A 13,847-nucleotide genomic window follows, 5' to 3' on the forward strand; every position below is an offset into this window, starting at 1 on the left:
CGGTCGCGGGTGGTGATACCGCATCCGCCCTGGCTGCTGGTTGCCCGGTCGTGGTCAAGGGGCATTCCGCCCATCCGGGCACGGGCGAGATTGTCGCACAGGCGATTGATGCCGCGATCAAGAAATGTGGTGTGCATCCGGGCGTCTTCAGCCTCATTCAGGGTGGTAAACGCGATGTCGGCCAAAGCCTTGTGCAGCATCCGCTGATCAAGGCGGTTGGCTTTACCGGATCGCTTGGCGGTGGTCGTGCGCTTTATGATCTGTGTGCTGCCCGTCCGGAGCCGATCCCGTTCTTTGGCGAACTCGGCTCGGTCAACCCGATGTTCCTGATGCCCAATGCCGTTAAGGCACGCGGTGCGGAAATCGGTAAGGGCTGGGCAGGGTCGCTGACCATGGGTGCTGGCCAGTTCTGCACCAATCCGGGCATTGCAGTTGTGATCGAAGGTCCGGACGCGGATGCATTCGTTGCCGCGGCCACGGAAGGTCTTTCGGGTGTCGGACCGCAGACCATGCTGACCGATGGCATGGCGGAAACCTATCGCGCCGGGGCAAAACGCGTTGCCGCGACGTCAGGCGTGAAGGAAGTCCTGACCACGTCGTGTGATCTGCGTAATGCCACGCCGTATCTGTTCGAAACCACCGGCGAGAACTGGCTTGCCAACCATGAACTCGGCGAAGAGGTCTTTGGTCCGCTCGGTCTTGTGGTTCGGGTCAAGGATGTTGCGGAAATGCGCAAGATCGCCAAATCGCTTGAAGGTCAGCTGACTTGCACCCTGCATCTTGATGCAGCCGATGCGGCTGATGCCCGTTCGCTCCTGCCGATCCTTGAACACAAGGCAGGCCGCGTTCTGGCAAACGGTTTCCCAACCGGTGTCGAAGTATCGGATACCATGGTGCATGGCGGCCCATACCCGGCCTCGACCAACTTCGGCGCGACTTCTGTGGGCACGATGGCGATCCGTCGCTTCCTGCGTCCGGTCTGCTATCAGAACATCCCGACCGATGTTCTGCCAACCGATATCGCCTGAGCAAGATCAGGTTAGATCATCAAAAAAGCCGCTCCATTCGGGGCGGCTTTTGCTTTTGGGGGTGTTTAGTTCCCGGCGATTGCGGTGGCCTGAAACATGTTTTCGTCATGCCGGAGCAGGCTTTGACCAATTGCGCCTTGCAGGGCAAGGTCCTTGTCCCATGCCAGATGGGTGATCGTTGGTCCGCGGCTGAGCTCGGGCACCTGGGCCTCTGCCAGGCCACGGCGGAGTTCCGGTTCCATCATGTCAAAGGCGCGCGCGCCGGACCCGGTGATGAAGATCTGTTTGGGACCCAGAAGTGCAATCAGATTGGCAATGCCATATCCAAGAACCTTGCCAGCGTGGCGGAACAGTTCGGTCAGGCCTGTGTCGCCGTTGCGTGCGCGGGCCACAAGATCCATCATTTGTTCTTCGCTGGGATGCAGGTTGTTGGCTTCTGGCAGGTCAATCAGGCCACGGGCATCGCGCAAGATCGCGTAGTCGCCAATATAGGCCTCAAGACAGCCCCGTCGCCCACAATTGCACAGCGGTCCGTCAGGCTGGAACTTGGTGTGGCCGAATTCGGCTGCGGTACCAAATTCACCATTATAGACATTGCCGTTGAGGACAAGCCCCATGCCAATGCCGTATCCCAACATGATCACGGCAAAGTCACCGCCATCATGCAGGTTGGTGTTCTGCGAAATGGCCGTTGCGATACAGTTCGCATCGTTTGACATCTGAACAACGCCGCCATAGCGCTCAGTCAGGGATTTGACCAACGGGATGTGGCGGTGGCGCAGTGCCGGTGACCAGATGATTTCGCCACTGTTGCTGTCGGTTACCCCCTGAACAGCGATACTGATGCCGACAGGCGGTTGCGGGCTGAAATCAGCATTGCGCTCAACAAAACGGTCAATCAGTGCGATCAGTGTTCTGGTCAGTTCTTCTGCGCCAAGATCGCGGGTGTTGATGCTGTGTTCGACGCTGCGTTCGATCTCGCCCTTGAAGTTGCCCAAGGCAATTTCGATCAGGTTGATGGTGATTTTAACCCCGATCACACAGGCTGCATTTGGTACCAGATCCAGCAGCACTTTGGGGCGGCCACGTGTGGTGCCGTTGCCGCTCGAGCTTCCGTTGCCGCTTTCGCTTTCGCGTACCAACCCCTGTGCCATCAGATCGGCGGTCAGCGATGTTACTGTCGCTGGGCTAAGCCCGGTTGCCGTGCCGATATCAATCCGTGCCGCCGGACCATGCACGCGCAGATACCGCAAAATCGCGGTTTGGGATGGCTGGCGCGGGGTTTCGCTTTCTGTGCGGCGGATCATGGGGCTGGACTGTATCCTTTGTAACGAAGCCGGTCGACTTTTACCTGACAGGATCGATATTACAGTAATCCCCGCCGGGCAAGATTGTTCATCAGGGCGGTTATCCCGAATTGCCAGGGGTTGATGACGTCTGATCGGTCAACCTGATTGACCAGCTTGCCAAGGCTTGGGGTCGAGATGCTGACAAGGTCGCCCATCTCATGGGTGAAGCCCTTGCCCGATCCGCCGCGGTCATCGGTGGGGGCGAACATCGTCCCGAGAAACAGCATGAAGCCATCCGGATATTGATGGTGCCGACCAATTGCCTGCGAGACGAGGCTTTCTGGTGTTCGGCTGATCTGGCTCATCGAGCTGACAGCATCAAGGTGGTATCCGTCGTTACCGTCGACCGCCATAGCAAGGTCTGCTGATTTCACCGTTTCAAGTGTGAAGTGATCATCAAACAGCCGGATGAACGGTCCGATCGCGCAGGAGCCGTTATTGTCCTTGGCCTTGCCCAACAGCAGGGCAGATCGCCCTTCGACGTCGCGCAGATTGACATCATTGCCAAGTGTTGCGCCAACAATCTTGCCAAGCGACGTCACCGTAAGAACCACCTCGGGTTCCGGGTTGTTCCAGTTCGAAATCGGATGCAAGCCAACATGGGCACCATAGCCGACGGCAGACATGACCGGCGCCTTGGTGAATATCTCGGCATCCGGTCCGATACCGACTTCGAGATATTGCGACCATGCGCCTTTCTCGATCAGGATCTTTTTGATGTCGGCGGCTTTTTGTGATCCCGGCTCAATCTGTGACAGATCATCACCGACGATGCCGGTAATTTCGGTTCGGATCTGGTCGGCCTTGCTGGCATCCCCGCGTGCCTGTTCTTCGATAACACGTTCAAGGAGGCTTGCGACAAATGTCACGCCGCTGGCCTTGATTGCCTGCAGGTCGTTTGGTGCAAGAAGATGAAGGCTGCTTTGATCCGTTCCGGGGCGAGATTGTTCAAGAGCCTCAGATAGCGATGCGACGGTTGGGAAGTCTGCCGTGTTTGACAGATGCTCAACCAGTTTGTCGCGTTCGAGGATTTCACTAACGGTCGGGCCAAGCTTGCTGATATCACGCAGCGTATCACCATCAACAAGAACCGGCGTCGGTCCCGAGACGCGCGGGTCCCAAATACGCCCGACCAAAACAGCCCGGTTGGCGTCTTCGGGCAGGATGTCAGCGGGGTTTGTCGCGAAGCCTGTCGTCATTTTCCTATCTCGCTTGCTTGGCTGCTGGGGGCGTCTGGTGACGATCCCGGGGCATTCGTCGCACCCGGGCCGGCAAGGTGCATAAGATGTTCTGGCATCTTGCCCAGGATGATCATGCCAAGAACATCGTCATGTGTAACATCCTCGGTGCGCACACTGCCCACCAGCTTGCCGTTTTTCATGACATGCAGCCGGTCCGAAAGATCGAAGACATCATGAAGATCGTGGCTGATCAACAAAATACCCAGCCCGTCACGTTTGAGCTGATCAATCAGTTCACCGACCATTTTTGTTTCATGCACACCAAGGGCAGCACAGGGTTCATCCATGATCAGAACGCGTGCTTCAAACAGCAAGGCCCGGGCAATCGCAACCGATTGGCGTTGACCGCCCGACAGGGCTGATACCGGGGATGTGAATTTCTTGAAGTTCGGGTTGAGGCGATGCAGTACTTCACGTGCCTTGTGTTCCATCGCCGCTTCATTGAGAAAGCCGAACTTGTCGGTCAGTTCGCGGCCAAGAAACAGGTTCTGGGCGGCATCAAGGTTATCGGCAAGGGCAAGGTTCTGATAGATCGTCTCGATATTGTTATCCCGAGCATCGCGGGCATTCTCGATTTTGGCTTCCTTGCCATCGACAATGATCTGTCCGCTATCGGCCTGATATGCGCCGGACAGAATTTTGATCAAAGTCGATTTGCCTGCACCGTTATGGCCCAGAACGCCGACGACTTCGCCCGGATAAAGGTCGATTGAAACACCGTCAACCGCCTTTACCCCGCCAAAGCTGATATGGATGTCGCGCATTTCGACCAGCGGGTCTTTTGTGATGTTGGTATCGGTCATGACGGGTCTCCTTACGCGCTCGGGTCGCTGTAACGGCGATGGAAATACTTGTCGCTAAAGACTGCCAGAACAAGAACGAGGCCAATGACGATACTTTGCAGTGACGTATCAACGCCCAGAAGCGCCATGCCACTTTGCAGGCTTTGCATCACCAGTGCACCAATCAGCGCGCCGTAAATCGTGCCAAGACCACCGGCAAGCGATGTGCCGCCAATCACAACAGCGGCAATGACGCGAAGCTCGTCAAGTGTGCCAAGATCGTTGCCCGCAGATTGCAGGCGCGCAGATGAAATGGCCGCACTGATCGCGCATAACACACCCATCAAGGCAAAGACGGCAACGGTCATGCGTTTGACGTTAATGCCGGCCAGTTCTGCTGCTTGCGGGTTGCCACCGATGGCAAACACATAGCGGCCAAACCGCGTGCGTTTGACAACAATGGTCAGGATGATCGCAACAAGGGCAACGATCAGAAGCGGGATCGGAATACCGTGCGCAATTTCAAGGTTTTCAGGTGTTACCGGAATGCCCTTGTTTTCCAGAAGGCGTTCTGCTGCGCGCGTCGGCAAGTGATAGGCATTCAGGGTCGTGATCACGACCAGAACCAGACCGGCCTTGATGATGGTATTGGTGTATTCCGCCCAGACAGGCTTGACCGGAAATTCAAAGGACAGGCGGCGACGGCGTTCCATGATTGCCGCGTAAGCTATGGCAAGAATGGCGAGCAGGGCAACAATCCAGCTCCAGGTCGCGCCAATTGTTCCTTCAATGCCGCCCCCAAGCAGGATGAAATTCTGATCAAGCGGGGCAACGGTGCGCCCTTGCGTGACCCACCAGGCAGCACCGCGCCAGACCAGAAGTCCGCCAAGCGTGACAATAAAGGCAGGGACACCAAGATACCCGACGGCGACACCCTGAATGCCCCCGATGGCAGCACCGATGACAATACCGACTGCGAGGGTCAAAACCCAGGTCAGGGGATGATTGTAGTCCAGGAACTGTGGCAGGAAATCCGTCTGGACAATGCCCATGATCATGGCCAGTACGCCCAGCACCGCGCCGACCGAAAGGTCGATATGGCGCGTAACAATGATCAGAACCATGCCACACGCCATGACGGCAACCGAGGCGGTCTGAACCGACAGGTTAAAGATATTGCGCGGGGTTATAAAACGCCCACCAGATGCAATGTCAAAACCGACCCAGATGATCAGCAGGACAACGGCAAGGCCGACCAGACGACGGTCGACTTCCATTTTCGAAAGCAGTCGTAACATGAATTAAGCTCGCAAGGGGTCGGGGTTGGCGTGCAATATCTGCGCGATATTGGGAAATGCAGCCAACCCCGTGGTTAAGCAAGGTCGTGGGAAAGACAGCAGGCCTAGTTGCAGGCCGTGACCTTGCTATTGCTAACACCCTGACAGACGACGTCTTTGGCGACCCAACCTGCATCAATCACGAGGTCGAGCTTGTCCTGCGTGATTGCAACCGGATCCAGGAAGTATGACTTCATGGTCACGCCATTCGGGCTTTGCCAGTCCTGCGTGCCGTCAACGTCATCAAGTTTGGCACCCTTTGCCAGTTCGACGGCAATTTCTGCGGCCCGCTGACCCAGAAGACGGGCATCTTTCCAGACCGAAACGGTCTGGGTGCCAAGGGCAACACGGTTCAGTGCGGCATGGTCACCATCCTGACCCGATACCGGAATGCCCTGCATGCCCTGTGCGGACAGGGCGGCAACAACACCACCTGCGGTGCCGTCATTCGAGGCAACCACAGCGTCGACCTTGTTGTCGGCAGCGGTCAGGAACTGTTCCATGTTGCGCTGGGCGATGGCCGGTTGCCAGCTGTCGGTATAGGCTTCGCCGACCACATTGATGGCACCGGAATCAATCGCTGCCTGCAGGATTTCAAGTTGGCCTTCATGCAGGATGTTGGCATTCGGATCGGTCGGAGCGCCCTTGATAAAGACGTAGTTACCTTTGGGCTGCTGGGCAAAGACGGCTTCTGCCTGCAGGCGGCCGACTTCCTTGTTGTTGAATGTGATGTAATAGGCGTTCGGGTCTTCGATCAGGCGATCATAGCCAACGACAGGAATGCCTTCGTTCAGCGCCAGTTCGACAGCCGGGCCGATTGAGGCCGAATCTTGTGCCAGCACGATAAGCGCATCAGCGCCGCGTGCGATGAGGCTTTCGATATCGGAAAGCTGTTTGGACGGATTGCTTTGCGCATCGGCGCTGATGTAGTCGGCACCAGCGGCATCAAGAGCAGCCTTGATCGCGGCTTCGTCGGTTTTCCAGCGTTCTTCCTGGAAGTTCGACCAGCTGACACCAACGGTCAGGTCAGCGGCAAAGGCATTGGCAGACAATAGGGCAGTACCGGCCAACATGGCCGTTGAGAGGAGTTTTTTCATCGGTTTCTTCCCTGAATATGTGTGTCTTTTGCTGACATTTATTTTTGTTGTCGAAAAAATGTTGACGTGAAGAAAGCGTGGTGTCAAATATTTTTTAGTGATCGAATTAAAAATAACGCGTTTAACGCATTATTTATCGAAAATCATGTAATCAAAAGTTGATTTATGGCTGTTTTCGGTGTGGTGCGCTGCAATATTTAATTCATTCAACTAAAATAATATGAAGAAGAGACAGGGAACGTTATGACAGCGAGTTATCACGACATTGACGGCAAATCCGTGCTTGTAACCGGCGGTGCATCCGGGATCGGGGCTTCGATGGTCCGGGCGTTTTGCGCGCAGGGGGCACGGGTCGGGTTCTTTGATATCGATGATGACGCGGCGCAAAAGCTCATTACCTCTATCCAGAATGAACACGGTGTCACGCCGGTCTATCGATCCTTTGATCTTCGCAAGCAATCGGCGATTCCGGACGCCATCCGCGATCTCTCGGTCGAGATCGGGCCGATTGATGTTCTGGTAAACAATGCCGCCCGTGATGACCGGCACGCTCCCGAAGATGTCGGTCCGGACCAATGGCGCGAAGGACTGGATGTCAATCTGAGCCATCATTTCTTTTGTGCGCGTGCGGTGGCACCGGCCATGAAAGAAAAGGGCCGTGGCAGCATTATTAATTTCAGTTCTGTAAGTTATTTGATGGGTTTGCCCGATCTGGTCGCCTATGAAACGGCAAAGGCCGGCATCATCGGCCTGACCCGCGCCCTGGCACGCGATTGGGGGGCGGATGGTATTCGGGTCAATGCGGTGACGCCGGGATGTATCATGACCCAGCGCCAGCTTGATCTATGGATTTCGCCCGAAGATGAAGAACGCATTCAGGAGCAGCAATGCCTCAAGCGTCGGCTGATTGGCGATGATGTGGCGCAGATGGTGCTGTTTCTGGCGTCTGACGTTTCATCGGCTTGCACGTCGCAGAACTTCATTGTGGATGGTGGCATCGTCTGACCAGACGTCTTGATGGATTTGGTCCCAAATCCGCCATTCAAACCCGGGATATTGCTATCATGGCGTCAAAAGGTTCACAGGCTTCGCCGATCATTATCGATGAAAAGGCCAATCCGTATCGTGACTGCATTCAAGGATTGGCCAATCAGCCAATTACCGTGGTTCGGCTTTTGCGCGATGCCGTAAATGAAAATCCGGCTATCGTTCGGGAGCGAAATTTTGTCGTTCCCGAAATCCGCGAGGTGGTCGGGCGACTGGTGGAAAACCGCCCGCGCGTCGCGATCATTGGCGGCGCGCCTGATCATCCGGCCCATCTTCTTGATCGACCACAAGCGCTGATGGCAGCGCTTCGCATCTGGGAAATCGGCGGGGTGCCGTTCCTGTTTCATGTGCCGGTGATTTGCGATGGCACGGCGCAAAACAATATCGGCCAAAGCTATTCACTGGCGTCACGCAACCATACGGCAGCGGCGGTCAACATCACCTTCGAAGGTCACAGCTATCATGCGGCCTATGTGATTGCCGGTTGCGACAAGTCGCCAGCGGCGGTGGTTGCTGGCTTGGCTTCTGCAGATCACGCGCGTGCCTGGCGCGGGGAGCAGGCACCGGTCTGGGCCGTGTTTGCGCCGTCGCATGTTCTTAAGGGCGGTGAAATCCCCGATGGTACGCGCCGGTTGCTCGACAAGATTGCGGATGACGCGGACGCCGCCGGGCATGATGACCTTGGCGCGGATATCCGCGAAAACATGCGCTACATCCTGCAATGCACATCGGACGAGGCCTTTGCCGGGTTGCTTGAACGTGCCCGGTTGCTTGGCATTATTGGCGATGCGTTGGAGCGTCGCGTGCTTGATGAATTGGCAACTGCGACCTGTGATTCCAAAGGCGGGATCTGTGCCTTTAACGGCACCGGCAATTCGTCCCGCACCATGTTGGCGGCATTTGGCCTGACCCCGCCAGAGCTTGAATTGCTGACCGATGTGCCACCTTATGAGGCCGTGGCGGCAGGGATCAATGCGCTGTTTGGGGTGTTCAATAAACCGCAATATGCTATTGGCAATTTGCTCAAGGCCAATTTTGCCAATTTCGTGCGCATTCACAATGCCACCGGGTCAAGCAGCAACATGCTTTTGCATTTGCCCTTCATGATGCGCTATGCGGGTTTTGATATCTCGATCGACGATTATCAGGACGTCCGCACCCAAACCCCGGTGCCCGAAATTTTCGCCCATAGTCTGACGGAAAATCGTGACACCTTTGTCCTGGCCCAACAAATGGCCGAGGGCAAAAATCGTGGTATGGAAAGCATCTATCGCATTCTTGCCGACCTTGGTGTTGCGATGGATCTTGATGCGCCAACCATCCTTGGGAAAAGCTGGGCAGAACGGATTGCCAATCTTGAAAACCCGGTCGATCTGTTGCTGGGGGATGCGTCGGTCATTCGCGCCAATCCGGTCCGGCAGCGATCCGGCGTTGATGTGCTAAGTGGCAGTTTCTTCGACAATTGTGCGGTCAAGACATCGGGCATGAGCGACCGGTTGCTATCGCATTTCGACGATCACGTTTTCATCGTGCGCTATTACGAAAACGAACATGTGTGTAATGCGGACTTTGCATCACCTGATTTGATCACCCGTCTGATGGGAACCGATGGTGTTGATGAAGACCTGATTGCCGCAGTTGTTCGGCGTAATGGCGGAAACCGAGTTGATTTGAATGCCCCCAAGGACCTGCTTGAACAGGGGCATTTGTCCTTTGCGTTTGTGATTGGCGGGCAGGGGCCGGAAGCCTATGGCATGCCGGAAATGTTTTCCCCATCGCAGAATTTGCGCCATCACCGCATTCTTGAAGCATCATCGATGTTGATCACCGATGGTCGTTATTCCGGCGTGACCAAAGGTGCGTGTATCGGGCATATGGTGCCCGAAGCCTTTACCGGCGGGGCCATCGGTTATCTCAAAAATGGGGATGTGCTGCGTCTTGATCTGACCAAACTTACGCTTGATTGGCTTGATCCCGAGGCATTCCGGACTGGGGAGGAGCGGGCATCAAGCCCCCGTGATTTCGCGGATCGAAAACCGATATTTGATGCGCGCTTCAAGCGCATGGCGGACCGCCAATGTGATATCGCGGCAAGCAATGTACTGGATGGGATCGGCAACGCTGCGCGCGGGATTGTGCCGCGTGCGGTGGATCGTCGCGCTACGAAGTCCTGGCGTTAGGGTGCTTTGCCAATAACGTAAAACGCCCCGGCCAGATTTTGGCGCGGGGCGTTTTTGATTGGTGTGTCGGCCGATGGCTTAGCCCATACGCTCCGATGCGTAGCTGCCAGGGCTTGGCGGGAAGACGATGGTGCGGTTGCCGTTAATGAAGGAACGGTGGTGGATATGGGCATGGACCGCACGTGCCAGAACCTGACTTTCAACGTCACGGCCAATCGATACGTAATCGGCCGAGTTCTGGGCATGCGTGATGCGCGCAATGTCCTGTTCAATGATCGGGCCTTCATCAAGGTCGGCAGTCACATAATGTGCGGTCGCGCCTATCAGTTTGACGCCGCGCTCATAGGCCTGACGATACGGGTTCGCACCCTTGAAGCTTGGCAGGAAGGAATGGTGGATATTGATGATCTTGCCGCTCATCTTCTTGCACAGGCTGTCAGACAGAACCTGCATGTACCGGGCAAGAACGATCAGTTCGACATCATAGTCGGACACCAGATCAAGAAGCTTTTTCTCGGCTTCGGGTTTGTTGTCCTTAGTGACCACGATGTGGTGGAAGGGGATGTCGTGATTAACGACAACCTTCTGATAATCAAGGTGGTTTGACACCACGCCGACGATATCAATCGGCAGTGCACCGATTTTCCAGCGATACAAAAGATCGTTCAGGCAATGTCCAAAGCGCGACACCATCAGAAGAACTTTCATCTTTTCCGAGCTGTCATGGATCTGGAACTGCATGCCAAGTTCTGCTGCCGGAGCTTCAAAGCCCTTGATGAGGGTTTCCTGATCAACGCCTTCTTCGCTGACGAAGGCAACTCGCATGAAGAACAGACCGGTTTCCTGGTCGTCAAACTGGGAGCTATCAGTAATGTTGCAGCCATGTGCGGCCAAATAGGTCGAAATAGCAGCAACCACCCCGCGCTGGGAGTCGCAGGAAACAGTCAGAACGTAGCTTTTCATCGCGTCTGGCTTTCTCGTTTGGAATAATCAAAAATTGCCCGGCCCCGTCCATCGGGGAAGAAGATGAGGCCGGGCAGAAACACTAAATATCAAGTGTGTTCTCACGTTCCCAGCGGGAAAAGTGAGAAACATAAGAATTCCACTCGGTTTGCTTGAGTTTGAGATAGGCACTTGAGAATTCCTTGCCCATCGCCAGCTGCAATTCTTCGTTCGCGCCCATTTCGCGCAGGGCATCAAGCAGGTTCAGCGGCAGACGCGGCGCATCCTTGATCGAATGACCTTCCTGATACATGTCGATATCGTAATGCGGTCCCGGATCGGCATTGGTTGCCATGCCATCCAGACCAGCCGCAATGATCACGGCCTGAAGAAGATACGGGTTGGTTGCACCGTCAGGCAGGCGCAATTCAAAGCGGCCCGGTCCCGGGACACGCACCATGTGCGTCCGGTTGTTGCCGGTCCAGGTTACGGTATTTGGTGCCCAGGTCGCGCCGGACATGGTGCGCGGTGCGTTGATACGCTTATAGGAATTAACGGTCGGGTTGGTGATCACCGCCATGGCCGAGGCATGCTTCATGATGCCGCCAAGGAAATGCTTGCCCTTGGCCGACAAGCCAAACGGCATGTCATCATCGGCAAAGGCATTGCCGCCTTCATTATCCCAGACCGAAACATGGCAGTGGCACCCATTGCCGGTCAGACCCGGGAAGGGCTTGGGCATGAAGGTTGCGCGAAGGCCATGCTTTTCGGCGATTGATTTGACCATGAATTTGAAGAAGGAATGCTTGTCTGCGGTTTTAAGCGCGTCATCGAATTCCCAGTTCATTTCAAACTGGCCATTGGCGTCTTCGTGGTCGTTCTGATAGGCACCCCAACCGAGTTCGAGCATATAGTCGCAAATCTCGGCAATGACGTCATAGCGACGCATGACGGCCTGCTGGTCATAGCAGGGCTTTTCCGCTGTATCGGCCGGGTCGGAGATTTCCGAACCGTCGGTGGTGATCAGGAAGAATTCTGCCTCGACCCCGGTTTTGACATTCAGGCCAAGTTCGGCTGCCTTGGCGATCTGGGCCTTGAGTACATTGCGCGGGGCCTGTTCGACCGGTGTGCCTTCCATGATGCAATCCGCAGCAACCCAGGCGACTTCCGGTTTCCACGGCAACTGGATGACAGAGTCCGGATCAGGAATGGCAAACATGTCGGGATGGGCCGGGCTCAGGTCAAGCCAGGTGGCGAAACCGGCAAAGCCCGCACCTTCTTCCTGCATGTCGGCAATTGCCTGGGTCGGGACAAGTTTGGCGCGCTGTCCGCCAAACAGGTCGGTAAAGCTGATCATGAAGTATTTGATGCCGCGTTCCCGGGCAAAGGCTGATAGATCCTTGGTCATCGAAGTCCCCTGACGAATTCTTTGCGGTGCCATCGGCGTTCCGGCACGCGCAAGCACGTGCCGAGCCGACGGTTCGGTTATGGTTTAGAAGCCTCCCTGTCCGGGAACCCAGTTGGTCCCGGCGAGCGGTACACCAGCCATGGCTGCCGCTTCGATATTCAGTGCGCAGAGATCCTCGGGTTCGAGGTTGTGCACATGATTTTTGCCGCAGGCGCGCGCAATTGTTTGCGCTTCAAGGGTCATGACCTTCAGATAGTTGGCCAGTCGCCGTCCGGCGGCGATCGGGTCAACCCGTTTCATCAGGTCGGCATCCTGTGTCGTGATGCCTGCGGGATCACGGCCTTCATGCCAGTCGTCATAGGCACCGGTGGTGGTGCCAAGTTCGTTATATTCTGCTTCCCATTTCGGGTCGTTGTCACCGATTGCGACAAGCGCCGCAGTCCCGATGGAAACCGCATCGGCCCCAAGGGCAAGCGCCTTGGCGACGTCGGCGCCATTGCGAATGCCGCCCGAAACGATCAGCTGTACTTTGCGGTGCATGCCCATGTCTTGCAATGCTTTTGCCGCCGGGCGGATGCAGGCAAGGGTCGGCTGACCGACATGTTCGATAAAGACTTCCTGGGTGGCGGCCGTGCCGCCCTGCATGCCATCAAGCACGATGACATCCGCACCCGCTTTGACTGCAAGGGCCACGTCATAATAGGGGCGTGCACCACCAACCTTGATGAAGATCGGCTTTTCCCAATCGGTGATTTCGCGGATTTCCTGAATTTTGATTTCCAGATCATCCGGGCCGGTCCAGTCGGGATGACGACACGCCGAACGCTGATCAATGCCCATCGGCAGGTTGCGCATTTCAGCAACACGATCCGAGATCTTCTGACCCAGCAGCATGCCGCCTCCGCCCGGTTTAGCGCCCTGACCAATGACGATTTCAATCGCATCGGCACGTTTCAGATCGCGCGGGTTCATGCCATAGCGTGACGGCAGATATTGATAAACAAGCTGGGTGGAATGGCCGCGTTCTTCTTCGGTCATGCCGCCATCGCCCGTTGTGGTCGATGTGCCCGCCGCCGATGCGCCGCGTCCAAGGGCTTCCTTGGCCGGACCGGAAAGGGATCCAAAGCTCATGCCGGCAATCGTGATCGGAATTTTAAGTTCGATCGGTTTCTTGGCAAAACGGGTGCCGAGTGTGACGGCGGTTTCGCATTTTTCACGATACCCTTCCAGCGGATAGCGCGACATGGATGCGCCAAGGAACAGCAGGTCATCAAAATGCGGGACCTTGCGTTTCGCGCCACCTCCACGGATGTCATAAATGCCGGTCGCGGCAGCGCGCCGGATTTCCGAAAGGGTGTAATCATCAAACGTTGCCGATTTGCGCGGCGTCGTAACGGGATTTTTGTAAGTCATCGTCTGATCCTGTCTTTGGGCTG

11 protein-coding genes are annotated in these 13,847 nt (G+C 56.0%); 3 read left to right on the top strand and 8 right to left on the bottom strand.

Annotated features, from left to right (window positions below; all coding sequences use genetic code 11):
* Nucleotides 1-1,028 (top strand): aldehyde dehydrogenase (NADP(+)) (locus UF64_RS08810; RefSeq protein ID WP_044828274.1); only part of this gene is annotated, 1,028 nt, incomplete at its 5' end.
* 65 nt (nt 1,029-1,093) lie between these two features.
* On the opposite strand, the gene UF64_RS08815 is transcribed toward UF64_RS08810, so the two are convergent.
* The 5 genes from UF64_RS08815 to xylF form a co-directional block, all read right to left on the bottom strand.
* A complete protein-coding gene (locus UF64_RS08815) occupies nt 1,094-2,335 on the bottom strand; it encodes an ROK family transcriptional regulator (RefSeq protein ID WP_044828275.1) in 1,242 nt (413 codons plus the stop codon).
* 59 nt (nt 2,336-2,394) lie between these two features.
* Nucleotides 2,395-3,576, bottom strand: a complete 1,182-nt coding sequence (locus UF64_RS08820) for a fumarylacetoacetate hydrolase family protein (protein WP_044828276.1) — start codon at nt 3,574-3,576, stop codon at nt 2,395-2,397.
* Nucleotides 3,573-4,421 carry an ATP-binding cassette domain-containing protein gene (locus UF64_RS08825; protein ID WP_200892658.1) on the bottom strand — a complete coding sequence of 283 codons (849 nt, stop codon included), beginning with the start codon at nt 4,419-4,421 and terminating at the stop codon, nt 3,573-3,575. The genes UF64_RS08820 and UF64_RS08825 overlap by 4 nt, the downstream gene beginning before the upstream one ends.
* Nucleotides 4,422-4,432: 11 nt before the next feature.
* Nucleotides 4,433-5,698 carry a sugar ABC transporter permease gene (locus UF64_RS08830; protein WP_044828277.1) on the bottom strand — a complete coding sequence of 422 codons (1,266 nt, stop codon included), beginning with the start codon at nt 5,696-5,698 and terminating at the stop codon, nt 4,433-4,435.
* Nucleotides 5,699-5,802: 104 nt separating this feature from the next.
* Nucleotides 5,803-6,834 carry a D-xylose ABC transporter substrate-binding protein gene (gene xylF / locus UF64_RS08835; protein WP_044828278.1) on the bottom strand — a complete coding sequence of 344 codons (1,032 nt, stop codon included), beginning with the start codon at nt 6,832-6,834 and terminating at the stop codon, nt 5,803-5,805.
* 243 nt (nt 6,835-7,077) lie between these two features.
* On the opposite strand from xylF, the gene UF64_RS08840 reads away from it, so the two are divergent.
* Nucleotides 7,078-7,839 carry an SDR family NAD(P)-dependent oxidoreductase gene (locus tag UF64_RS08840; protein WP_044828279.1) on the top strand — a complete coding sequence of 254 codons (762 nt, stop codon included), beginning with the start codon at nt 7,078-7,080 and terminating at the stop codon, nt 7,837-7,839.
* A 59-nt stretch (nt 7,840-7,898) separates the two neighbouring features.
* Nucleotides 7,899-10,061: a dihydroxy-acid dehydratase gene (locus UF64_RS08845; protein WP_044828280.1), complete on the top strand. Its 2,163-nt coding sequence runs from the start codon at nt 7,899-7,901 to the stop codon at nt 10,059-10,061.
* 78 nt (nt 10,062-10,139) lie between these two features.
* Here UF64_RS08845 and purU read toward each other — a convergent pair whose 3' ends face one another.
* The 3 genes from purU to UF64_RS08860 form a co-directional block, all read right to left on the bottom strand.
* A complete protein-coding gene (purU, locus tag UF64_RS08850) occupies nt 10,140-11,024 on the bottom strand; it encodes a formyltetrahydrofolate deformylase (protein WP_044828281.1) in 885 nt (294 codons plus the stop codon).
* Between the two features lie 82 nt (nt 11,025-11,106).
* Nucleotides 11,107-12,444, bottom strand: coding sequence for a type III glutamate--ammonia ligase (glnT, locus tag UF64_RS08855; protein WP_235285010.1), 1,338 nt, complete (start codon nt 12,442-12,444; stop codon nt 11,107-11,109).
* A gap of 51 nt (nt 12,445-12,495) precedes the next feature.
* On the bottom strand, nt 12,496-13,824 hold the full coding sequence (locus tag UF64_RS08860) for an FMN-binding glutamate synthase family protein (RefSeq protein WP_044828906.1): 1,329 nt from the start codon (nt 13,822-13,824) through the stop codon (nt 12,496-12,498).
* Between the last annotated feature and the right edge of the window lie 23 nt (nt 13,825-13,847).

Origin of the sequence: Thalassospira sp. HJ, assembly GCF_000948415.1 — a bacterium.
In the GTDB taxonomy this organism is placed as follows: domain Bacteria; phylum Pseudomonadota; class Alphaproteobacteria; order Rhodospirillales; family Thalassospiraceae; genus Thalassospira.

What these genes read in the sequence shown, in the direction of transcription:
- glnT (WP_235285010.1), bottom strand. Translation starts at nt 12,444, where the DNA reads ATGGCACCGCAAAGAATTCGTCAGGGGACTTCGATGACCAAGGATCTA.
- xylF (WP_044828278.1), bottom strand. Translation starts at nt 6,834, where the DNA reads ATGAAAAAACTCCTCTCAACGGCCATGTTGGCCGGTACTGCCCTATTG.
- UF64_RS08860 (WP_044828906.1), bottom strand. Translation starts at nt 13,824, where the DNA reads ATGACTTACAAAAATCCCGTTACGACGCCGCGCAAATCGGCAACGTTT.
- UF64_RS08825 (WP_200892658.1), bottom strand. Translation starts at nt 4,421, where the DNA reads ATGACCGATACCAACATCACAAAAGACCCGCTGGTCGAAATGCGCGAC.
- UF64_RS08815 (WP_044828275.1), bottom strand. Translation starts at nt 2,335, where the DNA reads ATGATCCGCCGCACAGAAAGCGAAACCCCGCGCCAGCCATCCCAAACC.
- UF64_RS08845 (WP_044828280.1), top strand. Translation starts at nt 7,899, where the DNA reads ATGGCGTCAAAAGGTTCACAGGCTTCGCCGATCATTATCGATGAAAAG.
- purU (WP_044828281.1), bottom strand. Translation starts at nt 11,024, where the DNA reads ATGAAAAGCTACGTTCTGACTGTTTCCTGCGACTCCCAGCGCGGGGTG.
- UF64_RS08840 (WP_044828279.1), top strand. Translation starts at nt 7,078, where the DNA reads ATGACAGCGAGTTATCACGACATTGACGGCAAATCCGTGCTTGTAACC.
- UF64_RS08820 (WP_044828276.1), bottom strand. Translation starts at nt 3,576, where the DNA reads ATGACGACAGGCTTCGCGACAAACCCCGCTGACATCCTGCCCGAAGAC.
- UF64_RS08830 (WP_044828277.1), bottom strand. Translation starts at nt 5,698, where the DNA reads ATGTTACGACTGCTTTCGAAAATGGAAGTCGACCGTCGTCTGGTCGGC.